Source organism: Rhodococcus koreensis (assembly GCF_017068375.1).
Classification (GTDB): domain Bacteria; phylum Actinomycetota; class Actinomycetes; order Mycobacteriales; family Mycobacteriaceae; genus Rhodococcus_F; species Rhodococcus_F koreensis.
In genome coordinates, this window is record NZ_CP070609.1 from 8,249,551 (window position 1) to 8,275,212 (window position 25,662).

22 protein-coding genes are annotated in these 25,662 nt (G+C 69.5%); 12 read left to right on the forward strand and 10 right to left on the reverse strand.

Features of this window, described 5'->3' with window-relative positions; genetic code table 11:
- The first annotated feature begins 7 nt into the window (after positions 1-7).
- The 10 genes from JWS14_RS37540 to ppc all read left to right on the forward strand — a co-directional run bounded on the left by JWS14_RS37540 (position 8) and on the right by ppc (position 12,047).
- Positions 8-460: a PH domain-containing protein gene (locus JWS14_RS37540; RefSeq protein ID WP_072942116.1), complete on the forward strand. Its 453-nt coding sequence runs from the start codon at positions 8-10 to the stop codon at positions 458-460.
- 67 nt (positions 461-527) lie between these two features.
- Positions 528-2,711, forward strand: coding sequence for an excinuclease ABC subunit UvrC (gene uvrC, locus JWS14_RS37545; RefSeq protein ID WP_072942114.1), 2,184 nt, complete (start codon positions 528-530; stop codon positions 2,709-2,711).
- Positions 2,712-2,755: 44 nt separating this feature from the next.
- Positions 2,756-3,622 carry an RNase adapter RapZ gene (gene rapZ, locus JWS14_RS37550; RefSeq protein ID WP_072942446.1) on the forward strand — a complete coding sequence of 289 codons (867 nt, stop codon included), beginning with the start codon at positions 2,756-2,758 and terminating at the stop codon, positions 3,620-3,622.
- Positions 3,619-4,644, forward strand: coding sequence for a gluconeogenesis factor YvcK family protein (locus JWS14_RS37555; RefSeq protein WP_072942113.1), 1,026 nt, complete (start codon positions 3,619-3,621; stop codon positions 4,642-4,644). Before rapZ ends, JWS14_RS37555 begins: the two co-directional genes overlap by 4 nt.
- Positions 4,635-5,618, forward strand: coding sequence for a DNA-binding protein WhiA (gene whiA / locus JWS14_RS37560; protein ID WP_005262275.1), 984 nt, complete (start codon positions 4,635-4,637; stop codon positions 5,616-5,618). The genes JWS14_RS37555 and whiA overlap by 10 nt, the downstream gene beginning before the upstream one ends.
- A 227-nt stretch (positions 5,619-5,845) precedes the next feature.
- Entirely contained in the window at positions 5,846-6,865 is a 1,020-nt protein-coding gene (gap, locus tag JWS14_RS37565; protein ID WP_015890630.1) for a type I glyceraldehyde-3-phosphate dehydrogenase, read from the forward strand.
- Positions 6,866-6,884: 19 nt separating this feature from the next.
- Positions 6,885-8,096 carry a phosphoglycerate kinase gene (locus tag JWS14_RS37570; RefSeq protein WP_072942111.1) on the forward strand — a complete coding sequence of 404 codons (1,212 nt, stop codon included), beginning with the start codon at positions 6,885-6,887 and terminating at the stop codon, positions 8,094-8,096.
- A 3-nt stretch (positions 8,097-8,099) separates the two neighbouring features.
- The gene (gene tpiA, locus JWS14_RS37575; RefSeq protein ID WP_206015427.1) at positions 8,100-8,885 is read left to right on the forward strand and encodes a triose-phosphate isomerase; all 786 of its coding nucleotides are present in this window, start codon (positions 8,100-8,102) and stop codon (positions 8,883-8,885) included.
- A gap of 125 nt (positions 8,886-9,010) precedes the next feature.
- Positions 9,011-9,244 (forward strand): preprotein translocase subunit SecG, encoded by a 234-nt coding sequence (gene secG / locus JWS14_RS37580; protein ID WP_072942108.1) that lies wholly within the window; start codon positions 9,011-9,013, stop codon positions 9,242-9,244.
- Positions 9,245-9,290: 46 nt separating this feature from the next.
- Positions 9,291-12,047 (forward strand): phosphoenolpyruvate carboxylase, encoded by a 2,757-nt coding sequence (gene ppc, locus JWS14_RS37585; protein ID WP_072942106.1) that lies wholly within the window; start codon positions 9,291-9,293, stop codon positions 12,045-12,047.
- 351 nt (positions 12,048-12,398) lie between these two features.
- Here the strand turns inward: ppc and pgl are convergent, their stop codons facing one another.
- The 5 genes from pgl to tkt are packed head-to-tail and all read right to left on the reverse strand — an operon-like array spanning position 12,399 to position 18,834.
- On the reverse strand, positions 12,399-13,142 hold the full coding sequence (gene pgl / locus JWS14_RS37590; RefSeq protein ID WP_072942104.1) for a 6-phosphogluconolactonase: 744 nt from the start codon (positions 13,140-13,142) through the stop codon (positions 12,399-12,401).
- Positions 13,135-14,046 carry a glucose-6-phosphate dehydrogenase assembly protein OpcA gene (gene opcA / locus JWS14_RS37595; protein WP_072942102.1) on the reverse strand — a complete coding sequence of 304 codons (912 nt, stop codon included), beginning with the start codon at positions 14,044-14,046 and terminating at the stop codon, positions 13,135-13,137. Before opcA ends, pgl begins: the two co-directional genes overlap by 8 nt.
- Positions 14,047-15,591, reverse strand: coding sequence for a glucose-6-phosphate dehydrogenase (gene zwf, locus JWS14_RS37600; protein ID WP_072942100.1), 1,545 nt, complete (start codon positions 15,589-15,591; stop codon positions 14,047-14,049). It abuts the gene before it with no gap.
- A gap of 3 nt (positions 15,592-15,594) precedes the next feature.
- Positions 15,595-16,719 carry a transaldolase gene (tal, locus tag JWS14_RS37605; RefSeq protein WP_072942098.1) on the reverse strand — a complete coding sequence of 375 codons (1,125 nt, stop codon included), beginning with the start codon at positions 16,717-16,719 and terminating at the stop codon, positions 15,595-15,597.
- A gap of 6 nt (positions 16,720-16,725) precedes the next feature.
- A complete protein-coding gene (gene tkt / locus JWS14_RS37610; protein WP_206015428.1) occupies positions 16,726-18,834 on the reverse strand; it encodes a transketolase in 2,109 nt (702 codons plus the stop codon).
- Positions 18,835-19,051: 217 nt separating this feature from the next.
- On the opposite strand from tkt, the gene JWS14_RS37615 reads away from it, so the two are divergent.
- Positions 19,052-20,035 (forward strand): heme o synthase, encoded by a 984-nt coding sequence (locus JWS14_RS37615; RefSeq protein ID WP_072942445.1) that lies wholly within the window; start codon positions 19,052-19,054, stop codon positions 20,033-20,035.
- Between the two features lie 12 nt (positions 20,036-20,047).
- Here the strand turns inward: JWS14_RS37615 and JWS14_RS37620 are convergent, their stop codons facing one another.
- Positions 20,048-21,013 carry a quinone oxidoreductase family protein gene (locus JWS14_RS37620; protein WP_072942095.1) on the reverse strand — a complete coding sequence of 322 codons (966 nt, stop codon included), beginning with the start codon at positions 21,011-21,013 and terminating at the stop codon, positions 20,048-20,050.
- A gap of 79 nt (positions 21,014-21,092) precedes the next feature.
- Between JWS14_RS37620 and JWS14_RS37625 the strand changes: the two genes are divergently transcribed.
- Entirely contained in the window at positions 21,093-21,458 is a 366-nt protein-coding gene (locus JWS14_RS37625) for a hypothetical protein (protein ID WP_072942093.1), read from the forward strand.
- Here JWS14_RS37625 and JWS14_RS37630 read toward each other — a convergent pair.
- The 4 genes from JWS14_RS37630 to JWS14_RS37645 form a co-directional block, all read right to left on the reverse strand.
- Positions 21,455-22,417, reverse strand: a complete 963-nt coding sequence (locus JWS14_RS37630; RefSeq protein ID WP_072942092.1) for a COX15/CtaA family protein — start codon at positions 22,415-22,417, stop codon at positions 21,455-21,457. The genes JWS14_RS37625 and JWS14_RS37630 overlap by 4 nt on opposite strands.
- 69 nt (positions 22,418-22,486) lie before the next feature.
- Positions 22,487-23,923 (reverse strand): hypothetical protein, encoded by a 1,437-nt coding sequence (locus JWS14_RS37635; protein ID WP_206015429.1) that lies wholly within the window; start codon positions 23,921-23,923, stop codon positions 22,487-22,489.
- The gene (locus JWS14_RS37640) at positions 23,920-24,720 is read right to left on the reverse strand and encodes an ABC transporter permease (protein WP_072942088.1); all 801 of its coding nucleotides are present in this window, start codon (positions 24,718-24,720) and stop codon (positions 23,920-23,922) included. Before JWS14_RS37640 ends, JWS14_RS37635 begins: the two co-directional genes overlap by 4 nt.
- Positions 24,717-25,661, reverse strand: a complete 945-nt coding sequence (locus JWS14_RS37645; RefSeq protein ID WP_072942087.1) for an ABC transporter ATP-binding protein — start codon at positions 25,659-25,661, stop codon at positions 24,717-24,719. Before JWS14_RS37645 ends, JWS14_RS37640 begins: the two co-directional genes overlap by 4 nt.
- Between the last annotated feature and the right edge of the window lies 1 nt (position 25,662).

A 25,662-nucleotide genomic window follows, 5' to 3' on the forward strand; every position in this document is an offset into this window, starting at 1 on the left:
TCCACCCGTGACCACCCCCGAATCCGAGTGGACTCTCGTCGCGAAGCCACGCAAGTCCCGCCGCTACGCGATCGGGGTGGCGGTCCTGCTCGTGGTCGTGCACGTGACGTTCGCGATCCTGTTGCGCGGCGATTCGACGGGCGTGTACTTCCGGCTCGCCGACCAGTTGGCGTTCGCGGGCATCGGCTGCCTCTTCGCGGCCGCCGTCCTGCTGCTGACCCGCCCGCGGGTGCGCATCGGGCCCCGCGGCATCGGCGTGCGCAACGTGCTCGGTGAGCGGATCGTCGACTGGGACCTGTACGAGGGGCTGTCCTTCCCGGACGGCGCGGCGTGGGCCCGGATCGAGCTGCCCGACGACGAGTACCTGGCCGTGATGGCCATCCAGTCGAACGATCGCGAGTACGCCGTGGACGCCGTCGACCGGTTCCGCGCGCTCGCGTCGGAGTACGCGCCGTCCTGACCGGCGGCCACCCCTCCGCGACGCCGCGGATGCGGGGTTGGTCGGTGGCGCCGACTAACGTGGAGGGGTGCCCGATCCTTCGACATATCGCCCCGCGACCGGAACGATTCCGGTCGACCCTGGGGTGTACAAGTTCCGCGATCCGCACGGCCGGGTCATCTATGTCGGGAAGGCGAAGAGTCTTCGATCACGGCTGAATTCCTATTTCGCCGACGTCTCGACGCTGCACCCGCGCACCCGCCAGATGGTGACCACGGCCGGCAGCGTCGAGTGGACCGTGGTGAGCACCGAGGTCGAGGCGCTTCAGCTCGAATACAACTGGATCAAGGAATTCGATCCCCGGTTCAACGTCCGCTACCGCGACGACAAGACGTACCCGGTTCTCGCGGTCACCCTGAACGAGGAGTACCCGCGGCTGTTCGTCTACCGCGGCCCGCGGCGCAAGGGTGTCCGCTACTTCGGCCCCTACTCGCACGCGTGGGCCATCCGCGAAACCCTCGACCTGCTGCTGCGGGTGTTCCCCGCCCGCACCTGCTCGGCAGGGGTGTTCAAGCGGCACAACCAGATCGGCCGGCCCTGCCTGCTCGGCTACATCGACAAGTGCTCCGCGCCGTGCGTCGGACGCGTGTCCGCGGCCGAACACCGCAAGATCGTCGAGGACTTCTGCGACTTCCTGTCGGGGCGCACCGACAAGCTGGTCCGGCAGCTCGAGGCCCGGATGCAGCAGGCGTCCGAGGAACTCGACTTCGAGACGGCGGCGCGACTGCGCGACGACGTGGGCGCGTTGCGGCGGGCGCTCGAGAAGCAGGCCGTCGTGCTCGGCGACGGCACCGACGCCGACGTCGCCGCATTCGCGACCGACGAACTCGAGGCCGCGGTCCAGGTGTTCCACGTCCGGGGCGGCCGCGTCCGCGGGCAGCGCGGCTGGGTGGTCGAGAAGGCCGGCGACGTCATCGACTGGGCCAGCGTCGATTCCGAGGCGGGCTCGGACCTGCCGTTGCTCGTCGAGCAGTTCCTCACCCAGTTCTACGGCGAGCAGGCGGCGCTGTCGGGCGCGGCCGACCAGGAGGCGGGCAGCGGCGGGGTGCCGCGGGAGGTGCTGGTGCCGGTGCTGCCGCCGGACGCCGAGCAGGTGCAGGAATGGCTCAGCGGTCTCCGCGGTTCCGCCGTCCGTCTCCGGGTGCCCCAGCGCGGCGACAAGAAGGCGCTCGCCGAGACCGTGCAGCGCAACGCGATGGAGGCGCTGCAACAGCACAAGCTGCGCCGCGCCGGAGACTTCACGTCGCGGTCGGCGGCCCTGCAGGGCATCCAGGAGGCCCTCGACCTGGATTCGGCGCCGCTGCGCATCGAGTGCGTCGACATCAGCCACGTGCAGGGCACCGACGTGGTGGCCTCCCTCGTCGTCTTCGAGGACGGGCTGCCGCGCAAGTCCGACTACCGGCACTACGCCATCAAGGAGGCCGCCGGCGACGGCCGCTCGGACGACGTCGCCAGCATCGCCGAGGTGACCCGGCGCCGGTTCCTCCGGCACAACCGTGACGTCGGGGTGCTGCGCGCGGAAGCGGCCGGGACGGACGCCGACCAGGTGTCCGGCGGCGACGGCGGCGACCTCGCCCCCGAGGCGGCGATCGACCCGCAGACCGGCAGGCCGCGGCGGTTCGCGTACCCACCGAACCTGTTCGTCGTCGACGGCGGCGCCCCGCAGGTGGCCGCGGCCTCGGCGGTGCTCGACGAACTGGGCATCACCGACGTCGCCGTGATCGGGCTGGCCAAGCGGCTCGAGGAGGTGTGGGTGCCGGGGGAGGAGGACCCGGTGATCCTCCCGCGCACCAGCGAGTCGCTGTACCTGCTGCAGCGGGTGCGGGACGAGGCGCACCGCTTCGCGATCACGTTCCACCGCAGCAAACGGTCCCGCCGGATGACGGCCTCCGCACTCGACTCGGTCCGCGGTCTCGGCGACACCCGCCGCAAGGCCCTGGTGACGCACTTCGGCTCCGTCGCCAAACTCAAACAGGCCTCCGTCGAGGAGATCACCGCCGTGCCCGGCATCGGAACGGCCACGGCGAAGGCGGTACTCACCGCTCTCGGGGCGGAGGAACCGTCTGCGGACGTCGTGGGAGTGGGGGATGATGAAGCAGATCGGAACGGGCCGGGCACGGCAGAACGCAACGGCGCGGACCTACCCCGCGAACCGGTAGGACAGCACGGCCCGGCAGCACAGAGCGCATCGCAACGGACAGGTGTCGAGTGAACGAGCAGCACGCGCAGAGCGACCGTCCGCCCACGGTTCGGCCGATGGACTTCCTTCTCGTCACCGGGCTCTCCGGGGCGGGTCTGCAGACGGCGGCGAAGGTCCTCGAGGACCTCGGGTGGTACGTCGCGGACAACCTTCCCCCGGAACTGATCTCCCGGATGGTGGATCTGAGCCTGGAATCCGATTCGCGGCTCGAGCGGCTCGCCGTCGTCATCGACGTGCGCAGCCGGTTGTTCACCGGCGACCTCGGCTGGGTCCTCACCGAACTGGAGAGCAAGCCCGTGCACACGCGGGTGCTGTACCTCGACGCGTCGGACGAGGTCCTGGTCCGCCGATTCGAACAGGTCCGCCGCAGTCACCCGCTGTCCGGCGGGGGCGCCGAGGGCACCCTGTCGGAGGGCATCGCCGCCGAGCGCGACCAGCTCGCGAAGGTGAAGGCCGCCGCGGATCTGGTGATCGACACGTCGTCCCTCGCCGCGCACCAGTTGCGGCAGAAGATCGAGGACGCGTTCGGCGACGCCGAGAACCGCACCATGCAGGTAACAGTCCAGTCGTTCGGTTTCAAGTACGGTCTTCCGATGGACGCCGATCTCGTCTGCGACGTCCGGTTCCTGCCCAACCCGCACTGGATCCCCGAGTTGCGTCCGCACACCGGGCAGAACGCGGACGTGCGGGACTACGTGTTGTCGCAGGACGGTGCGGACGACTATCTCGCCACGTACCACCACCTGCTGGATCTGACGATCGCCGGATATCGTCGGGAGGGGAAGCGCTACATGACCATCGCGGTGGGATGCACCGGGGGGAAACATCGCAGCGTCGCGATGTCGGAGGCCCTGGCGGGCCGGCTCGGAAAGGACTCCGGGCTGAACGTGCGTGTCGTCCATCGTGATCTGGGGCGCGAATGAGGCCGGTGCGCCAGGCGCCCGCGATCGTCGCGCTCGGCGGGGGCCACGGGCTGTTCGCCACCCTCAGCGCCGCCCGCAGGCTCAGCCGTGACGTGACCGCCGTCGTCACCGTCGCGGACGACGGCGGATCCTCGGGACGGCTGCGGGCCGAACTCGGCGTCATCCCGCCCGGGGATCTGCGGATGGCGCTCGCCGCGCTCGCCGCGGACGACCCCGAGGTGCAGGACTGGACCGACACCATCCAGCACCGATTCGGCGGAATCGGCGCCCTCGCCGGACACTCGGTGGGCAATCTCATCCTCGCCGGTCTCACCGAGGTGCTCGGCGACCCCGTCGCCGCGCTCGACGAACTCGCCCGGCTGCTGCGGATCGACGGGCGGGTGCTGCCGATGTCGCCGATCGCCCTGGACATCGAGGCCGACGTGCAGGGCCTCGAGGCGGACCCCCGGGTCAGCCGCTGCATCCGCGGTCAGGTCGCGGTCGCGACCACCCCCGGCAAGGTGCGCCGCGTGCGGTTGCTGCCGGCGAATCCGCCCGCCTGCCCGGACGCGGTCCGGGCGATCGACGTCGCCGACATGGTCGTCCTCGGCCCCGGGTCGTGGTTCTCCAGTGTCATCCCGCACGTTCTCGTGCCCGAACTCCTCGACACGCTGATCGCCACCCCCGCGCGGAAGGTGCTGGTACTCAACCTGGCTCCGGAACCCGGCGAGACCGCGGGATTCTCCACCGAGCGTCATCTGCACGTACTGTCCCAACACGCACCCGAACTCACCGTCGACTTCGTCGTCGTCGATTCGGGTTCGGTTCCACCGGGGCGCGAGCGCGAGCACCTCGCCCGCGCCGCCGGACAGTTCCGGGCACGCGTCGTCTACGCCGACGTGTCCGAGCACGGCACCCACACGCACCATGCAGGAAAACTTGCGTCCGTTCTCGAACAGCTCTGGAGCGACCCCGATGCGGGGTCTCGGGGGAGCGAAGCGGCCGAGACACCAGAGGAAAGGGAGAGCGCTTCGTGGCAATGACAGCAGAGGTCAAAGACGAACTCAGTCGTCTCGTCGTCACTCACGTGAGTTGCCGGAAGGCCGAGGTCTCGTCGCTGCTGCGGTTCGCCGGGGGATTGCACATCGTCGGCGGCCGGGTCGTGGTCGAGGCGGAAGTGGATCTGGGGTCCACGGCCCGCCGGTTGCGGCGCGAGATCTTCGACCTGTTCACCTACAGCGCCGACGTCCACGTCCTCAGCGCGGGCGGGCTGCGCAAGTCGTCCCGGTACATCGTGCGGGTCGCGAAGGAGGGGGAGGCCCTCGCCCGCCAGACCGGGCTGCTGGACCTGCGGGGACGCCCCGTGCGCGGGCTTCCCGCGCAGGTCGTCGGCGGTAGCGTCGCCGACGCGGAAGCCGCGTGGCGCGGTGCGTTCCTGGCGCACGGTTCACTGACCGAGCCGGGACGCTCGTCCGCGCTCGAGGTTTCCTGCCCCGGCCCGGAAGCGGCGCTCGCCCTCGTCGGGGCGGCGCGCAGGCTGGGCATCTCCGCGAAGGCCCGCGAGGTCCGCGGCACCGACCGCGTCGTGATCCGCGACGGCGAGGCCATCGGCGCGCTGCTCACCCGGATGGGAGCCCAGGACACCCGCCTCGTGTGGGAGGAACGGCGCATGCGCCGGGAGGTCCGTGCCACCGCCAACCGGCTCGCCAACTTCGACGACGCCAACCTGCGCCGCTCCGCGCGTGCCGCGGTCGCGGCCGCGGCACGCGTCGAGCGGGCCCTCGACATCCTCGGTGACGAGGTCCCCGACCACCTGGCGGCCGCGGGGCACCTGCGGGTGGAGCACCGGCAGGCGTCCCTCGAGGAACTCGGCCAGCTCGCCGACCCGCCGATGACGAAGGACGCCGTGGCAGGCCGCATCCGGCGACTGCTGTCGATGGCGGACCGCAAGGCGAAGGAGACCGGCATCCCGGACACCGAGTCGGCCGTCACCGCAGACCTTCTCGACGACGCCTGACCGGACGAACGGGACGCTCGTCGCGTCAGATCGAACGAGCGTCCCGTTCGTTCCGGTCGGGGCGGCCCGGCGGAGGGCGCCCCGAGGTGACTGCGCGCGCGCGTGGCTCGCGCACTAGGGTAAGAACCACATCGACCGATGAAACCCGCGCCGGCCACCCGTCGGTGGTGTCGTAGCGGCGCGGGAGCAGAGCTGCACAACCAGAATCATGCGCAAAGGAGCAGATTGTGACTGTCCGGGTAGGCGTAAACGGTTTCGGCCGTATCGGACGTAACTTCTTCAGGGCGGTGGATGCGCAGAAGGCGCTCGGAACCACCGACATCGAGATTGTGGCGGTCAACGACCTCACGGACAACGCTTCGCTGGCGCATCTCCTGAAGTACGACTCCATCCTTGGTCGTCTCCCGCACGACGTCTCGCTCGAGGGTGAAGACACCATCGTCGTCGGAAGCCAGAAGATCAAGGCGCTCGCCATCAAGGAAGGCCCCGCGGCGCTTCCCTGGGGCGACCTGGGCGTCGACGTCGTCGTCGAGTCCACCGGCATCTTCACCGACGCAGCCAAGGCGAAGGGCCACCTCGAGGCCGGCGCCAAGAAGGTCATCATCTCCGCCCCGGCCAAGGGCGAGGACATCACCATCGTGATGGGCGTCAACGACGACAAGTACGACGGCAGCCAGAACATCATCTCCAACGCCTCCTGCACCACGAACTGCCTCGGTCCCATCGCCAAGGTGCTCGACGACGAGTTCGGTATCGTCAAGGGCCTCATGACGACGGTCCACGCGTACACCCAGGACCAGAACCTGCAGGACGGCCCGCACAGCGACCTGCGTCGCGCCCGCGCCGCCGCGCTGAACGTGGTCCCCACCGGAACCGGTGCCGCCAAGGCCATCGGCCTGGTCCTCCCGCAGCTGCTCGGCAAGCTGGACGGCTACGCGCTGCGCGTCCCGATCCCCACGGGTTCGGTCACCGACCTCACCGCGAACCTGCGGAAGTCGGCCAGCGTCGAGGACATCAACGCCGCGATGAAGGCTGCCGCCGAGGGACCGCTCAAGGGCATCCTGAAGTACACGGACGCCCCGATCGTGTCGTCCGACATCGTCACCGACCCGCACAGCTCGATTTTCGACTCCGGCCTCACCAAGGTCATCGAGGATCAGGCCAAGATCGTGTCCTGGTACGACAACGAGTGGGGTTACTCCAACCGTCTGGCCGACCTCATCGGTCTCGTCGCCAAGTCTCTCTGAGCGAAGGTCCGGTATAACAGTGGCAGTTCAGACTCTCGACGATCTGCTGAACGCTGGGGTCGAAGGGCGTGCCGTGCTGGTGCGCTCCGACCTCAACGTTCCGCTCGACGGTGACCGGATCACAGATCCCGGGCGCATCCTCGCTTCCGCGCCGACGCTGAAGGCGTTGGCGGAGGCGGGCGCCAAGGTCATCGTCACCGCCCATCTGGGTCGCCCCAAGGGCGAACCCGACCCGCAGTACTCCCTCGCACCGGTGGCGGTGAAACTCGCCGAGGTGCTGGGGCGCAACGTCCAGCTCGCCGGCGACGTCGTCGGCCAGGACGCGCTGGCACGCGCGGAGGGACTCACCGACGGCGACGTCCTCCTGCTGGAGAACATCCGCTTCGACCCGCGGGAGACCAGCAAGGACGAGGCCGAGCGGACGAAGCTCGCCAAGGCTCTGGTCGAACTGGTCGGCGACGACGGTGCGTTCGTGTCCGACGGGTTCGGTGTCGTGCACCGCGCGCAGGCGTCGGTGTACGAGGTCGCGAAGCTGCTCCCGCACTACGCGGGCAAGCTCGTCGACGCCGAGATCGAGGTGCTCGGCAAGCTCACCGAGGAGCCCGAGCGGCCGTACGCGGTCGTGCTCGGTGGATCCAAGGTGTCGGACAAGCTCGCGGTGATCGAGGCGCTGGCCCCCAAGGTCGACACCCTCGTCATCGGCGGCGGCATGTACTACACGTTCCTCGCGGCGCAGGGCGTCTCGGTCGGTAACTCGCTGTGCGAGGAATCGATGATCGACACGTGCAAGGCGCTGCTCGAGCAGTACGCCGACGTAATCCACATCCCGCAGGACGTGGTCATCGCCGATTCGTTCTCGGCCGACGCCGAATCGAAGATCGTCTCGGTGCTCGAGATCCCGGACGGCTGGATGGGACTCGACATCGGACCGCAGTCGGTTCGCCGGTTTGCGGCGATCCTGACCAGCGCGAAGACCGTGTTCTGGAACGGCCCGATGGGTGTGTTCGAGTTCGAGAAGTTCGCCGCGGGCACCAAGGGTGTCGCCGAGGCGATCATCGAGGCCACCGGCAAGGGCGCGTACAGCGTCGTCGGTGGCGGTGACTCCGCCGCGGCGGTGCGCCAGCTCGGTCTGCCCGAGGACGGGTTCTCGCACATCTCCACCGGTGGCGGCGCCTCCCTCGAGTACCTCGAGGGCAAGGAACTCCCCGGCATCGCAGTTCTGGAGGGCTGAGGCATGGCACGGAAGCCGCTGATCGCCGGCAACTGGAAGATGAATCTGAACCACCTCGAGGCCATCGCGCTGGTACAGAAGATCGCCTTCTCGCTCCCGGCGAAGTACTTCGACAAGGTCGACGTGACGGTGATCCCGCCGTTCACCGACATCCGCAGCGTGCAGACCCTCGTCGAGGGCGACAAGCTCCTGCTCACCTACGGTGCGCAGGACGTGTCGGCCCAGGATTCGGGCGCGTACACCGGCGAGATCAGCGGATCCATGCTGGCCAAGCTGGGCTGCACGTTCGTCGTCGTCGGGCACTCGGAGCGCCGGACCCTGCACGGTGAGGACAACGACACCGTGCTGGCCAAGACCAAGGCCGCGCTGAAGAACGGGCTCACTCCGATCGTCTGCATCGGTGAGGGCCTCGATATCCGCGAGGCAGGCGAGCACGTGGCCTACAACGTCGAGCAGTTGCGGGGCTCCCTCGCCGGACTGTCCGCCGATGACGTCGCCAAGGTCGTCATCGCGTACGAGCCGGTGTGGGCCATCGGCACCGGCCGGGTGGCCAGTGCCGCGGACGCGCAGGAAGTCTGCGCCGCGATCCGCGCCACGCTCGGCGAGCTGGCCTCGCCGGACGTCGCGTCCGGTGTCCGTGTTCTGTACGGCGGCAGCGTCAACGCGAAGAACGTCGGCGAGATCGTCGGTCAGACGGATGTGGACGGCGCCCTCGTGGGCGGCGCGTCACTGAAGGCCGACGAGTTCGCCACCCTGTCGGCGATCGCCGCGGGCGGACCTCTGCCGTAAGGCGCCTTCGGCGCTCGTGCGCCTTTCCGGTAGCGGTGGGTACCGGAAAGGCGCACGGGCGCGGAGCGCCTGTAGGGTGTACGAGGTCGTAGTTGTTCCTACTGGATGGGTGGACGTAGACAGACATGGAACTGTTCCTGGATATCTTGCTGGTGATCACCAGCTTGCTGCTGATTCTGCTGGTGCTGCTGCACCGCGGTAAGGGCGGCGGTCTGTCCAGCCTGTTCGGCGGCGGCGTCCAGTCCAGCCTGTCCGGTTCCACCGTGGTCGAGAAGAACCTCGACCGGCTCACCATCTTCACCGGTCTGATCTGGTTCATCGCCATCATCGGTATCGGTCTGGAGATCAAGTTCGGCTGATCCGCTTCATCATGCAGAGGGGCCGTCACCGGTCGATACTGGATGCATGATCGAAACCCCACGTGAGGCCACTGAACCACTCCGCGAAGACATTCGGCTCCTGGGCGGCATCCTCGGTCAGATAGTGCGGGAGCAGGCCGGAGACGGCGTCTTCGACCTCGTCGAGAAGGCCAGGGTCGAATCGTTCCGGGTTCGTCGTTCCGAGATCGACCGCGCCGATCTGGCCGACATGTTCACCGAGGTGTCCACGAGCGACGCCATTCCCGTCATCCGGGCCTTCAGCCACTTCGCCCTGCTGGCCAACCTCGCCGAGGACAACCACCGCGAACGCCGGCGCGCCGTCCACGTCGCCGCCGGTGAACCCGCGCCCGACAGCACCCTGACCGCCACGTTCGCCAAGCTCGACGCCGCTCATCTGGGCAGCGACGTCGTCGCGGACGCGTTGCGCGGGGCGCTCGTGTCGCCGGTCATCACCGCGCATCCCACCGAGACCCGTCGCCGCACGGTGTTCGAGACCCAGACGCGGATCACCGAACTGATGCGGTACCGCGAACGCACCGCCCTGACCGAATCCGAGACGGCGGACGTCGACGTCCGGTTGCGGCGGCAGATCCTCACCCTGTGGCAGACCGCGCTGATCCGGTTGTCGCGGTTGCGGATCCAGGACGAGATCGAGGTCGGGCTGCGGTACTACGACGCGGCGCTGTTCGAGGTCGTCCCGAAGATCAACGCCGAACTGCGCAGTGCCCTGCAGTCGCGGTGGCCGGACGCCGATCTGGGCCGGGAACCGATCCTGCGTCCCGGATCGTGGATCGGCGGGGACCGCGACGGCAATCCCTACGTCACCGACGAGGTGGTCCGTCAGGCCACGACCCAGGCCGCGGCCACCGCGCTCGAGCATCATCTCGGGCAACTCGAGACACTCGAGCGGGAACTGTCCATGTCGGCCCGTCTCGTCACCGTGACGCCCGCCCTCGACCTCCTGGCCGCGGCGTCCCAGGACGATTCACCGTTCCGCGCCGACGAGCCGTACCGGCGCGCGGTGCGGGGCATCCGGGGGCGGCTCACGGCCACGGCGCACCGCATCCTCGGGGCGGCGCCGGATCACGGGCTCGACCTCGGGCTCGCACCCTACGACACGCCGCGGCAGATGCTCGGCGAACTCGACGTCGTCGACGACTCCCTGCGGCGCGGCGGCGACGGCACGATCGCCGACGACGGACTGGCGACGTTGCGGGACTCGGTGGAGGTGTTCGGTTTCCACCTCTCCGGCCTCGACATGCGGCAGAACTCGGACGTGCACGAGACCGTCGTCGCCGAACTGCTGGCGTGGGCGGGGGTGCACGCCGACTACTCGTCGCTGTCCGAGGACGAGCGGGTGGAATTGCTGTCGGCGGAACTGTCCACCCGGCGCCCCCTGACCACGGCGAACGCCGAGTTCAGCGAACTGACGGCGAAGGAACTCGCCATTCTCCAGGCCGGCGCCGACGCGGTGCGGACCCTCGGTGCGGGCGCGGTGCCCAACTACATCATCAGCATGTGCACCTCCGTCAGCGACATGCTCGAGGCTGCGGTCCTGCTGAAGGAGGTCGGCATCCTCGATCCCGGGTCGGGGGAGGCGCCGTCCTGCCCGGTGGGCATCGTGCCGCTGTTCGAGACGATCGAAGACCTGCAGCAGGGCGCCGCCACCCTCGAGGCCACCCTGGAGGTCCCGATCTACCGGGCCCTGGTGTCGGTGCGCGGCGACGCCCAGGAAGTGATGCTCGGGTACTCCGACTCCAACAAGGACGGCGGCTACCTGGCGGCCAACTGGGCGCTGTACCGCGCCGAGCTCGACCTGGTCGATGCGGCCCGCAAGACGGGAATCCGGTTGCGGCTCTTCCACGGTCGCGGCGGCACCGTGGGCCGCGGCGGCGGACCCAGCTACGAGGCGATCCTCGCGCAGCCGCCCGGCGCGGTGGCCGGATCGCTGCGGATCACCGAACAGGGCGAGGTGATCGCCGCCAAGTACGCGGAACCCCGCCTCGCGCAACGCAATCTCGAAACGCTGCTCGCCGCTACCCTCGAGGCCACCCTGCTCGATGTCGAGGGCCTCGGCGACGACGCCGAACCGGCGTACCGCATCCTCGACGAACTCGCCGCGCTGGCCCGCCGCGCCTACGGCGAATTGGTGCACGAGACACCCGGATTCGTGGAGTACTTCGAGATGTCGACGCCGGTCGCGGAGATCGGGGCGCTCAACATCGGCAGCCGTCCGGCCTCCCGCAAGCAGACCACGTCCATCTCCGACCTGCGGGCCATCCCGTGGGTGCTGTCGTGGAGTCAGTCCCGGGTCATGCTGCCCGGGTGGTACGGCACCGGCGCCGCGTTCGAGGAATGGACGCAGGGCGACCCCGAACGGGTGGCGATGCTGTCCCGCCTCTACGAGACGTGGCCGTTCTTCCGGACCGTACTGTCGAACCTGGCGATGGTGATGTCGAAGTCCGACATGGGTCTCGCCGCCCGCTACGCGGAACTCGTCCCCGACGAGGAACTGCGGCGACGGGTGTTCGGCAAGATCGCCGAGGAGCACGAGCGGACCATCCGGATGTACAAGGCCGTGACCGGGAACGACACGCTGTTCGCGGACAATCCCGGTCTGGAGCGGTCGGTGCACAACCGGTTCCCGTACCTCGAGCCGCTCAACCACCTACAGGTGGAACTGCTGCGCCGCTACCGGGCCGGGGACGACAGTGATCAGACGCGCCGCGGCATCCAGCTCACGATGAACGGGCTGGCGACCGCACTGCGCAACAGCGGGTAGCGAGGGCGGTTCCCGCGCCCCGCGAGAAAGTGCATGAACTTTCTTCCGGGGCGGGGGAACCGAACCGTCCGTCCCTGCGTCAAAACGGGAAAGAGCACAACGTTTCCGAGACGAAGTGGGGCGACGGATGAGGCGATGCGCGGGTGACCCGGTCTATTGGCGCGGCGGAATCGGGCGGCGGGGGACGCGGACGGCGAGCCCGCGTCGGGCCGGCCGGATCGTCACCGAATGCCGGGTCACCCGGACACCCGTCGAACGGGACCCCCGGTCGCCCGCCGGGTTACCGGCGGACGACGACGAGGACCCCGTCGGATGAGAGCCTCAGTTCGGCGAGGGTCAGTTCGGCGAGGGTCAGTTCGGCAGCCGGGACGCGGCCGACGTGTCGAGCAGCCACCGGGTGGCCGAGAGTCCGCGCGCCCCGGACGCCGGGATCTCGACGGGCGGTGCGCCCGCGATCGCCGCGGCCACGGCCTCGGCCTTGGCGTCACCGGACACGACGAGCCACACCTCGTCGGCGTGCCGGACGGCGGGCAGGGTCAGCGTGACCCGCACCGGCGGCGGCTTGGGGGAGTCCGTCACCGCGACGACGAACCGGTGCTCCTCGCGGACCGCGTCGGTGTCGGGGAACAGCGAATTGACGTGTCCCTCACCGCCCATGCCGAGCAGGTGGACGTCGAAGACCGGGACCTGCCTGCCGTCGGCGTGCGCCCCGAGCACCTGTGCGTACGCGACGGCGGCCGCCTCCGGGTCGTTCTCGTAGATCCCGTCCGCGACGGGCATGGTGTGCACGCGGTCGGGATCGACGTCGACGTGGTCGAGCAGCGCGGCCCGCGCCTGCACGTCGTTGCGCTCCGGATCGCCGGCGGGCAGGAAACGCTCGTCACCCCAGAAGATGTCGATCGCGCGCCAGTCGATGTCGCCCGGGTTCTCCCGGACCCTCTCGAGCAACCCGATCCCGGTGCCGCCGCCGGTGAGGACCACCGACGCCGACCCGCGGTCCTTCTGGGCGGCGACGACGGTGGCTACGAACCGCTCCGCGGCCTTCGTCACCAGCGTGGCGGTGTCGGGGTGCACTTCTACGTGGATGTCACTCATACGTCACCTTCGTCAGCCCGGCGAGTGCGGCCTCGTAGGCCTCGTCGGGGTCCAGTCTGCGGAGTTCTTCGGCCAGGCAGTCGCGGGTCTCCCGCCTGCCCAGCGCCACCAGCGCATCCGGTTTGCCGGTCCGCGACAACGTCGCGGTGGTGCCGGTCTGCGGGCGGCTGATGGTCAGCGTGCCGCCGTCCGCGAACTCGAGGGTCACGAACAGCGGTCCGACCCTGCGGCTGACGGGCGCATCGAGACGGCCCGCCAGCCATCCGGCGATCATGTCGACGGCGGGCTCGTCCACGAGCCCCGACACCACTGCCGATTCGATGCGCGAGTGCGGTGGCTGGTCGACGGCCGAGGTGATGAGCCCCCTCCACATCGTGATGCGGCTCCACGCCAGATCCGTGTCTCCGGACGTGTAGGAGGCGAGGCGGCCCTTGATCTCGGCGGCGGGATCCGCACGGTCCGTGGCGTCGGTGATGCGCCGGATCGCGAGCTTCCCGACCGGATCCTTCGCGGGGACGGCGGGAGCGGTCTCGGGCCACCAGACGACGACCGGGGTGTCGGGGAGCAGGAACGGCACGACCACGCTGCTCTCGTGGTCGGCGAGTTCGCCGAACAGGCGGAGCACCACCACCTCCGAGGCGCCGGCGTCACCACCGACCCTGATCTGGGCGTCCAGCCGGGGCTCGGCGTCGCGGGAACCGCGGGCGACGACGATGACACGGCAGGGATGCTCCCGGCTCGCCTCGTTGGCGGCGTCGATGATGTCCTCGGAGTTCTCGCTGTCCCGGGTGCACACCACCAGGGTGAGAACCCGTCCCAGCGTCACCGCCCCGCCGGTCTTCCGGAGCTCCACCAGCTTCTTGTTGACCTGGCCGGTGGTGGTCGAGGGGATGTCGATGATCATCTACGGCCTTCTCCATTCGCGACCGGTGCGGTGCATCATTTCGTCCGCGGACGGGGGACCCCACGTGCCTGCCTCGTACGGTTCCGGTTTGCCCTCCGCGGCCCAGGCGGCGAGCGCCGGATCGAGGATCTCCCAAGACAATTCGACCTCGGCGTTGACGGGGAACAGGGAAGGTTCACCGAGCAGCATGTCGAGGATGAGGCGTTCGTACGCCTCGGGGGACGATTCGGTGAACGCCTGACCGTAGCTGAAGTCCATGTTGACGTCGCGGACCTCCATGCTCGATCCCGGGACCTTGGATCCGAAGCGCATCGTCACACCCTCGTCCGGCTGCACCCGGATGACGAGCGCGTTCTGCCCGAGTTCCTCGGTCATCGTCCGATCGAACGGCAGGTGCGGCGCGCGCTTGAAGATCACGGCGATCTCGGTGACCCGGCGGCCGAGCCGCTTCCCGGTGCGGAGGTAGAACGGCACACCCGCCCAGCGGCGGGTGTCGACCTCGAGGGTGATGGCGGCGAACGTCTCCGTGGTGGAGTCCTGCGAGAAGCCGTCCTCCTCCAGCAGACCGACCACCCGGGTGCCGCCCTGCCAGCCGCCCGCGTACTGGCCACGCGCGGTGGTCTCGTCGAGCGGCTGCGCGAGTGTGGTGGCGGAGAGCACCTTGATCTTCTCCGCCTGCAACTCCGACGGTTCGAAGCTGATCGGCTCCTCCATCGCGGTGAACGCGAGGAGTTGCAGCAGGTGATTCTGGATGACGTCGCGCGCCGCCCCGATGCCGTCGTAGTACCCGGCCCGGCCACCGAGACCGATGTCCTCGGCCATGGTGATCTGCACGTGATCCACGTAGTGGGCGTTCCAGATCGGATCGAACAACTGGTTGGCGAAGCGCAGCGCCAGGATGTTCTGAACGGTTTCCTTGCCGAGGTAGTGGTCGATCCGGAAGACGGTGTCCTCGGGGAAGACCTCGTTGACGACCGCGTTGAGCTCACGTGCGCTCGCGAGGTCGTGACCGAACGGCTTCTCGATGACCACCCGGCGCCACTGGCTGTCGTTCGACCGGGCGAGGCCGGCCTCGGACAGCTGCTTGAGGACCACCGGGAACGCGTCCGGCGGAATCGCGAGATAGAACCCGTGATTGCCGCCGGTCCCGCGTTCGCGTTCGAGCGTGGCGAGGGTGCTCGCCAGTTCCTGGAAGGACGCCGGGTCGTCGAAGCTGCCCTTGACGAAACGCAGGCCCTCCGACAGCCGCTCCCACACGTCCTCCCGGAACGGGGTCCGGGAATGGTCGCGCACGGCATCGTGGACGATCTTGCCGAAATCCTCGTCCGACCAATCCCTGCGGGCGAACCCGACGAGAGCGAACCCGGGCGGCAGAAGACCACGATTGGCCAGATCGTAGATGGCGGGCATCAACTTGCGCCGGGCCAGGTCGCCGGTGACACCGAAGATCACCAGCGCACACGGCCCGGCGATGCGTGGTAGGCGCTTGTCCCTACTGTCGCGAAGTGGATTGACCCAATCGTCTGACGCTGCGGGCTCGCTCACGTATCAGCTCTTCTGCCCTGCTGCGCGCAGCTGCTCCGCGGTGGCCTCCAGGAGTTCGTTCCAGGACACCTCGAACTTGTCGACGCCCTCGTCCTCGAGCACCTTGAACACGTCGGGCAGGTCGATGCCGACGGCGGTGAGCTGGTCGAAGATCTCCTGCGAGGCGACCGCGGTGCCGGAGACGGTGTCGCCCGCGACCTCGCCGTGGTCGGCGAACGCGTCGAGGGTCTTCTCCGGCATCGTGTTCACGGTGTTCGGGGCGACCAGGTCGGCGACGTACAGGGTGTCCGGGTAGTCGGGGTTCTTGACTCCCGTCGACGCCCACAGTGCGCGCTGCGGGCGGGCACCGGCCGCGAGCAGACCCTGGAACCGCGGCTGCACCTCGAAGACCTGCTGGTACGCGGCGTACGCGAGGCGGGCGTTCGCGACGCCGGCCTTGCCACGCAGCGCGAGGGCGTCGGGGGTGCCGATCTTGTCGAGCCGCTTGTCGATCTCTGTGTCGACGCGGGAGACGAAGAACGAGGCCACCGAATGGATGCGGGAGACGTCGTGGCCGGCGGCCTTCGCGGCCTCGAGGCCGTCCAGGTAGGCGCCCATGACGAGTTCGTAGCGTTCCACCGAGAAGATCAGCGTGACGTTGACGCTGATGCCCTCACCGAGCACCTTGGCGATCGCCGGGATCCCCGCCTCGGTGGCCGGGATCTTGATGAACAGGTTCGGGCGGTCGACGATCTTCCACAGTTCGACGGCCTGCGCGACGGTCTTGTCGGCGTCGTGGGCCAGGCGCGGGTCGACCTCGATGGACACCCGGCCGTCGACGCCGTGGCTCGCCTCGAACTGCGGGGCGAGGACGTCGCAGGCGGCGCGGACGTCGTCGGTGGTCACCGTGCGGATGGTGGCCTCGACGTCGGCGCCGCGCTCGGCGAGTTCGCGGACCTGTGCGTCGTAGACGTGGCCCTTGCTGAGCGCGGCCTGGAAGATCGACGGGTTGGTGGTGACACCGACGATGCTCTTGGTCGCGATGAGCTCGGCGAGGTTGCCGGACTCGATGCGGTCACGGGAGAGGTCGTCGAGCCACACCGAGACGCCGGCTTCGGAGAGCTTCTGGAGGTTGGGGTTCTGAGTCATGGCGTTCTATCCCTTCACGCGTGCGAGCGAGCGCTGTGCGGCGGCGGTGACGGCTTCGGCGGTGAAGCCGAACTCGCGGAACAGGGTCTTGTGGTCGGCGGAGGCGCCGAAATGCTCGATGGAGATGATTTCGCCTGCGTCACCGACGAAGCGGTACCACGGCATCGAGATGCCGGCCTCGACGGCGACCCGCGCCTTGACGGTCGGGGGCAGCACGCCGTCGCGGTAGGCCTGGTCCTGGGCGTCGAACCACTCGACGCAGGGCATGGACACGACCCGGGTGGGGATGCCCTCGGCCTCGAGCGCCTCGCGGGCGGCGACGGCCAGCTGCAGCTCGGAGCCGGTGCCGATGAGCACGACCTCCGGTGCCCCGGCGGACGCGTCGGCGAGGACGTAACCGCCGCGGGAGACACCCTCGTAGCTGGTGCCCTCGAGGACCGGCAGGTCCTGGCGGGTCAGGGCGAGACCGGCGGGAGCGCGGGTGGCCTCTTCGGCGCCCTTCTCGAGAACGGCGCGCCACGCGTGCGCGGTCTCGTTGGCGTCGCCGGGCCGCACGACGTACAGGCCGGGGATGGCGCGCAGCGCCGCGAGGTGCTCGATCGGCTGGTGGGTGGGACCGTCCTCGCCGAGTCCGATGGAGTCGTGCGTCCACACGTAGGTGACCGCGGTCTTCATGATCGCGGCCAGCCGGACGGCGGGACGCATGTAGTCGCTGAAGACGAGGAACGTGCCGCCGTAGGGGCGGGTCGGACCGTGCAGGGCGATGCCGTTGAGGATCGAGCCCATGGCGTGCTCGCGGACACCGAAGTGCAGGGTGCGACCGTAGGGTTCCGCGTTCCACATGCTGGTGGAAATGGACTTGGGACCGAACGAGTCGGCGCCCTTGATGGTGGTGTTGTTGCTCTCCGCGAGGTCGGCGGAGCCGCCCCACAGCTCGGGCAGCACCGGTCCGACGGCGTTCAGGACGGCGGCGGACGCCTTCCGGGTGGCGAGACCCTTCGCGTCGGGCTCCCACATCGGCAGCACGTCGGCCCAGCCGGCGGGCAGGTCGCGTCCGATCAGGCGGTCGAGGAGTTTCTTGCCCTCCGGGGCGCGCTGCGCCCACTCGTCGTACTGGGCCTGCCATTCCTTGTGCGCCTGCGCACCGCGCTCGACGACCTTGCGGGTGTGCGCGATGACCTCGTCGGCAACCTCGAACGTCTTGTCCGGATCGAAGCCGAGCGCCTTCTTGACGGCGGCGACCTCGTCGGCGCCCAGGGCGGCGCCGTGCGCTGCGCCCGTGTTCATCTTGTTCGGTGCCGGGTAGCCGATGATCGTCCGGAGCAGGACCAGCGACGGCTTGTCGGTGACCTCGCGGGCCTTGTTCAGGGCCTCCTCGATGGCGACGACGTTCTCGCCACCCTCGACGATCTGCACGTGCCAGCCGTACGCCTCGTAGCGGGCGGCGGTGTCCTCGGACAGCGCGATGGCGGTGTCGTCCTCGATGGAGATCTTGTTGTCGTCGTAGATCAGCGTCAGGTTGCCGAGCTGCTGCACACCGGCGATGGACGACGCCTCGGAGGTGACGCCTTCCTCGATGTCGCCGTCGGAGGCGATCACGTAGATGTGGTGATCGAACGGGCTGTCGCCGAGCGCGGGCTCGGGATCGAACAGGCCGCGCTCACGGCGGGCGGCCATGGCCATGCCGACGGCGGAGGCCAGACCCTGACCCAGCGGCCCGGTGGTGATCTCGACGCCGCGGGTGTGGCCGTGCTCGGGGTGGCCGGGGGTCTTCGAGCCCCAGGTGCGCAGTGCTTCCAGGTCTTCGAGTTCCAGCCCGTAACCGGCGAGGTACAGCTGAATGTAGAGGGTGAGGCTGGAGTGTCCACAGGACAGCACGAACCGGTCGCGGCCGATCCAGTCGGCGTCGGTGGGGTCGTGACGCATGACGCGCTGGAACAGGGTGTAGGCGAGGGGGGCCAGGCTCATGGCCGTGCCGGGGTGGCCGTTGCCCACCTTCTGCACTGCATCGGCGGCGAGCACCCGGATGGTGTCGACGGCCTTGGTGTCCAGTTCGGTCCAGTCGGCGGGATGAACCGGTTGCGTGAGGACGTGGATGTCGTCTGTGATCGACACGGGCAGAAGTCTCCTGACATGGGTGAACGTGGAGCCTGAGGATGCGTGGGCCTCTTGTGCGACTCCAGCCTAGTGCGCGGTCGTATCCGGGTCGATTCGGTTCGCGCATTACGGCGGTCTACCATCGTTTGTAGTAGAACGGCCGGCCGTCGCGAAGGACTTCGGGAGCAGGCACCGGCATTCGGATGTGGAATTACGCGTGGTGCGAGGAGAGAACGTGCGGACAGGGCATCAGCCGAGCGGACACGGCTTCGGCAGCCCCAGCCCCGCCCCCCGCGCGACCGGCACCGACACGGTGCTGGGTCGCGTCACGGGCAAGGTCTTGGCCTACATCGCGTTGACCAAGCCGCGGGTGATCGAACTGCTGCTGGTCGCGACCATCCCGGCGATGCTGCTGGCCGACCGCGGCAACGTCGACATCCTGCTGATCCTCAGCACGCTGTTCGGCGGATGGATGGGTGCGGCGAGCGCAAACTCCCTCAACTGCGTCGTCGACGCCGACATCGACAAGGTCATGAAGCGCACCGCGCGGCGGCCGCTGGCCCGCGACGCGGTTCCGACGTCGCACGCGTTCGTGTTCGGCATGACCCTCGGGGTCGCGTCGTTCCTGTGGTTGTGGTGGCGGGCGAACCTGCTCGCCGGGTGTCTGGTCGTCCTGACCATCGCGTTCTACGTGCTCGTGTACACGATGGTGCTCAAGCGCCGGACCTGGCAGAACGTCGTCTGGGGCGGCGCCGCGGGCTGCATGCCCGTCATGGTCGGCTGGTCGGCGGTCACCGGATCGCTGAGCTGGCAGCCCATCGTGCTGTTCCTGGTCATCTTCTTCTGGACGCCGCCGCACACCTGGGCGCTCGCGATGCGCTACAAGGAGGACTACAAGGCGGCCGGTGTCCCGATGCTGCCGGTGATCGCCACGGAGGAGCACGTCACCAAGCAGATCCTGCTGTACAGCTGGGCGATGGTGATCACGTCGCTGGTGCTCGTCCCCGCCGCCGGAGTCGTGTACGCGGCCGTGACCCTCGTCGCCGGCGCCTGGTTCCTGCTCATGGCCCATCAGCTGTACCGCAGCGTCCGCGGCGGAGCGGCCGTGAAACCGCTCCGCCTGTTCCTGCAGTCCAACAACTACCTGGCCATCGTCTTCGTCGGGCTCGCCGTCGACTCGGTGCTGGGACTGCAGACCGTCGGCAGCCTGCTGAGCTGACCCCGCTTCGTCTCAGGGCACCAGCACGATCGATCCCGTCGTCGCCCGCGCCTCGAGGTCGCGGTGCGCCTCCTCCGCCCGCTCGAGCGGGTACTCCGCTCCCACCCGGACCGTGAGTGCACCGTCGGCGAGGGCGGCGAACACGTCTCCCGCCCGCCACGTCAGTTCCTCCCGGTTGCGGACGTGGTGCGCGAGCGTCGGCCGGGTGAGGAACAGCGAACCTGCCGGGTTCAGTCGCTGCGGATCGAACGGCGGCACCGGCCCGCTCGCCGCACCGAACAGCGCGACCGTTCCCCGGATCCGCACCGACGCGAGACTGGCCTCGAACGTGGACGCGCCGACACCGTCGTACGCGGCTGCGACGCCCTCGCCGTCGGTCAGTTCCCGCACCCGGGCCGCGATGTCGTCGTCGTAGCGCAGCACCTCGTGGGCTCCGGCGTCACGGGACAGCTGCTCCTTCGCGTCGGAGGACACCGTGGTGATCACCCGGGCGCCCAGCGTCGTCGCCATCTGGGTGAGGATCAGACCGACTCCGCCCGCCCCGGCGTGGACGAGGACGGTGTCGCCGGACTGGATTGGGTACGTGGAGTGGGCCAGGTAGTGGGCGGTCATGCCCTGCAGCAGCGCAGAGGCGGCCTGCGGGGCGGGCACGGAGTCGGGGACGGCGATCGCGGCCGCCGCGGGCACGGCCACCTTCTCCGCGTAGCTGCCGGGAGCGGCGCACCAGGCCACCCGGTCGCCGGGCGCGAAATCCGCAACATCGCCGCCGACGGCCTCCACGACGCCGGAGCCCTCGTCGCCGGGAACGTAGGGCAGCGGCCGCGGATACAGCCCCGTCCGGAAGTACGTGTCGATGAAGTTGATGCCGATCGCGTCGGTACGAACGAGCAGATCCGTCGCTCCGATCTCGGGTTCGGGAACCTCTACCAGTTCGAGGACGTCGGGACCACCGAGACGGGAAACCTGTATAGCGCGCATGGTTTCAGTTCTACACGGCGCGGCCCGCCGCACGGAGCCTGGCGGACACGGCACGACTACCGCCCAGTATTCTCGGACCATGAGTACCGACACCCATGCGGAACAGGCCCCCTCGAGCCCGGCGCCTTCGCTGCCGTCCCACACGGTCGACGCGATCAAGAAGTTCGTCGCCGAGCACGGCGGTTCGGCCAGCGCCGTCATCCAGCCCATCGGGCTCGCCGGCGTCCGGATCACCCTCGTCGGAGCCGACGGCATCCTCGGTGACCAGGTCGTCGAGGATCTCGCCACCGCGAACGCCGTCGTCGCCTCGCTCGACGCCGTCACCGTCTCGGAGTGGGACCGCGCGATCACCAGCATCGTCACGCCCCGCAAGGGTCACATCCAGAAGATGGCCGGCTGGGTCGCGCGGCAGACCCGGTTCCCGAAGGCCCGCAACGAGCGCTAGACGCTCGCGGTGTCGGGCTGCGTGACGTACTCGCGGGTGCGTCCCGCGGCCCACACCGCCGCGGTGGCCGCGGTGCACAGCCCGGCCCCCGCGACGTGGAACGCCACCAGGGCGGCGGGAACGTCCGTGAAGAACTGGACCAGCCCGATCAGCGCCTGCGCCACCACCAGCGCGAGCAGAACCTGCACCCGGACCTTCACCGCGCGGCCGGCGCCGACGGCGTACAGACCGAAGCACAGGCCGACCAGCAACGCCAGATAACCCACGAGCAGTTGCGCATGCAGGTGCACGAGCGTGACGATTTCCACCTCGAGGCGGGGAACCACGCGGTCGAGACTCTTGTCTCCCGCGTGCGGTCCCGCACCCGTGACCAGCGTTCCGGCGGCGAGGACCCCGGCCAGCGCGACCGCCGACAGCGCGGTGAGCCAGCGCAGCGGTGCCGGGATCACGTCGATCGCCGGGGCGTCGTCCGGTTCGCAGATCTTCGCGTACATCACGGTCGCCAGCCACACCATCGCCATGGATGCGAGCAGGTGCACCGCGACCGTCCACCACAGCAGTCCGGTGAGCACCGTGACACCGCCGATGACGGCCTGCACGACGGTGCCGAGAGGCATCATCCACGCGTAGACGAGGACCTCTTTGCGGCGGCGCGCGCGGGTGACCGCGAGGACGATCAGGGCCGCGGCCACGACGACGACGAACGTCAGCAGCCGGTTGCCGAATTCGACCGCCTGGTGGACGACGGCGACCTCGCCGTGCCCGACCGGCACGAAGCTGCCGGGGAAGCACTGCGGCCACGTGGGGCAGCCGAGGCCGGAGGCCGTCACCCGGACGACGGCCCCGGTGACGGCGATGCCGCCCTGCGTGAGGATCACCGCGAACGCGATGACACGCTGCACGGTCAGCGACGGAAGGGGGAGACGGTCTACCAGGCTCAGAAACCCGCGATACAGCACGGCATCGATGGTAGAGGGCGGTCAACTACAGCGTGTCGTTGGGCCGGTGGCGGCGCAGCCGACTTCGTGCTACTCGCCGCGAATGCGCAGGATGCCGGTCACCGTGCCCTGCCAGAAGTCGCCGGTATCGGTGACGAGTCCGGACATCTGCAGGGTGTCGTTGACGGCGGTGCCGGGGAGTGGGCTGGTGTGCTCGACGGAGCCGTCGGACGGGTCGATCACCGCGAACGCGAAACCGTCCAGGGGTGTCGTGACGTCGAACCCCTGGCGGATCACGGTGTACAGCAGGCCGTCGCCGGTCGACAGGTGCGGGACCGCGGCGCTGCGGACGTCGTTGCTCCACACCTGGTGGCAGCCGATCGGGTCGATGTCCACCCGCGTCATGCCGCCGGTGAAGGGCGCGTTCGTCGGAACGGCCGGTCCCGCCCCGTCCGGGACGGTGGGATACGGGTAGCCGTACGTCCCGGCGACGTACACCGAGTTGCCGATGCCGATCGGCGAGTTCTCGCTGCCGCCCGGGTTGCCGAGCACCGGGAGGGTGCAGATCTCGTCGCCGGAATCGGCGCGGAAGACCCGGAGATTCACCTGCGGGTCGGCGTTGTCGACGATCGCGACGAAATCGCTGCCGGTGGACGGTCCGAAGTAGGTGGGGGTGGAGCCCGTGCCGTGGCTCAGCTGCCCCGGCTTACGGTCCGGTCCGCGGTCGTACTCGCGGCGCCAATCCAGACGGACCTCGCCGTCGCGGAGCGCGAACTGGTACAGGGCGTGCGTGGTCGCGACCGCGGCGCCTGCCGGCGAGGTGGAGATGCTGTTCTGCACCTGCTCGCCCGCGGCCAGCGGCAGGGTGTGCGCGACACCGCCGCGATCCACGGCTCCGACGACACCGCCGCCCGTCGCGAACCAGACGTTGCCCTGCCAGTCCGGAGTCAGCCCGGTCACGTTGTCGCCCTGGGGAACACTGCCGGACAGATCGACGTGCGAGTCGACGGTGATCCGCCACTGGCCTGCGGGGTCCTTCGAATGTCCGAGGCGCAGTAGCTGACGGTTGCCGTCGACGACGACCAGGCGGTTGTCGTTGTCGAGGAACGCGTACACGCCACCGAGCAGGCTGCCCTTCGCCAGCGCGAACGTGGCGAGCGAGCCGCCGAACGGCGCCGCCGGGGCCGCGGGGTCGATCAGGTGCACGGTGGGAACCTGGCCGGCCACGGACGTGCACAGGGCGACGACGAGCCGGTCGGAACCCTGCAGGAGGGTCGGGCACGCGGACACGAGCGGGTACGCGGACAGCGTGACCGGGCCGGTGCCGGGACCGGGCAGCGGCGTCACGTCGGTGGACCCCGCGTCGCCGTGCATCGTGGACGTGCCCGCGGGTCCGAGGAACGGATTCGGCGCCGCAGGCGGACCCCACTGCGGTGCGGCGCCCGCGGGCAGCGCGCCACCCCAGAGAACGGCGAGCAGAACAGCGAGAACGGTGCCCGCGCGGCGGGCCGTGAGTCGACGGATCACGTGAATCGGAACGTCCTTGCGGCCAGGGCCCCCGCGGCCGCGCCCCAGACGGCGAGGACCACGACGCTGAGCACGTCCACCGAACCCGACAGTGCGGCGTCCAGCGCGTGCGCGAGCGCTCCGGACGGAATCAGCCGGGCCCCGGTGTGGAGAAGCCACGGGAGGTCGCCGGTGGCGAACACCACACTGCCGACACCGACCATCACGAACCACAGGATGTTGGCGAGGGCGAGGACGATGTCGGCGCGGAGGGTGCCGCCGAGCAGCAGGCCCATCGCCGCGAACGTCACGGTGCCCAGCGCGATGATCACGGCGCCGAGGACGAGTCCCCACGCACTCGGACGCCAGCCGAGAGCCAGCCCGATCACGCCGAGGAGGACGGATTGCAGGGCGACGACGATGACCACCGCGGCGCTCTTCCCGGCGATGATTCCCCACTTGGGCAGGGGAGTCGCGCCGAGCCGTTTGAGGGCACCGTACCGGCGGTCGAACCCGACCGCGATCGCCTGCCCGGTGAACGCGGTGGACATCACGGCCACCATCATCACGGCGGGCACCACCTTGTCGACGCGCGACGTTCCGAGGTCGCCGATGGGCAGCAGGCACAGCCCGATCAGCAGCGTGATCGGGATGAACATCGTCAGGAGCAGCTGTTCGCCGTTACGCAGGAGCAGTTTCAGCTCGAGCGCGGTCTGCGCCCGCAGCATGACCGCCGCGCCGCTCGGGCGGGGATCGGGGGTGAACGTGCCGGGGGCGAAACGATTCTCCGTCAGACGGTCACTGGTGCTCATCGTCATCCCCTCAGTTCCCGGCCGGTGAGTTCGAGGAAGACGTCCTCGAGGCTGCGCTGGTCGACGCGGATGTCGCTGATCAGGGCGTCCAGATCGGCGCACCACGACGCGACGGAGGCCACCACCTTCGGGTCGATCGGCCCCTCGACGAGGTAGGTCCCCGGTCCGGACTCGGCCACCCGGAAGCCGTCGGGGAGGGTCCGTGCGAGCGGTCCGGTGTCGAGACCGGCGGGCGCGGTGAGCCGCAACTGGCCTTCGGCGCCGCGGCTGGTGACCTCGGCGGGCGTTCCGGCAGCGACGATCGACCCGTGATCGATGATGACGAGCCGGTCCGCGAGTTCCTCGGCCTCGTCCATCAGATGCGTCGTCAGCAGCACGCTGACGCCGTCGCGGCGCAGCGCGTCGATCAGTTCCCACACCAGCAGGCGGGCCTGGGCGTCGAGCCCGGCGGTGGGTTCGTCGAGGAAGACCAGTTCGGGGCGGCCGACCAGCGCGCAGGCCAGGGAAAGGCGTTGCTGCTGCCCGCCGGACAGCCGGCGGTACGGGGTGCGACGCGCCTCCTCGAGGCCGAGGCTGCGCAGCAACCAGTCGGGGTCGAGGGGGTCGGCGGAGTAGGCGGCGACCAGGTCGAGCATCTCGCCGGCGCGGGAACCGGGGTACGCGCCGCCGCCCTGCAGCATCACACCGATCCGGGCCCGGACGGCGCCGGCATCGGCGATGGGGTCGAGTCCGAGGACGCGCACGGTGCCGCTGTCGGGGCGGACGAAACCCTCACACATTTCGACGGTGGTGGTCTTACCCGCGCCGTTGGGACCGAGCAACGCCACGACCTGTGCCGGTTCGACGGTGAGATCGAGCCCGTCGACGGCCCTCACACCGTCGAAGGTCTTCACCACGCCTTCCAGGCGTACAGCAGGTTGCGCCGATCCGGGCGTTCGCGAGGTCACG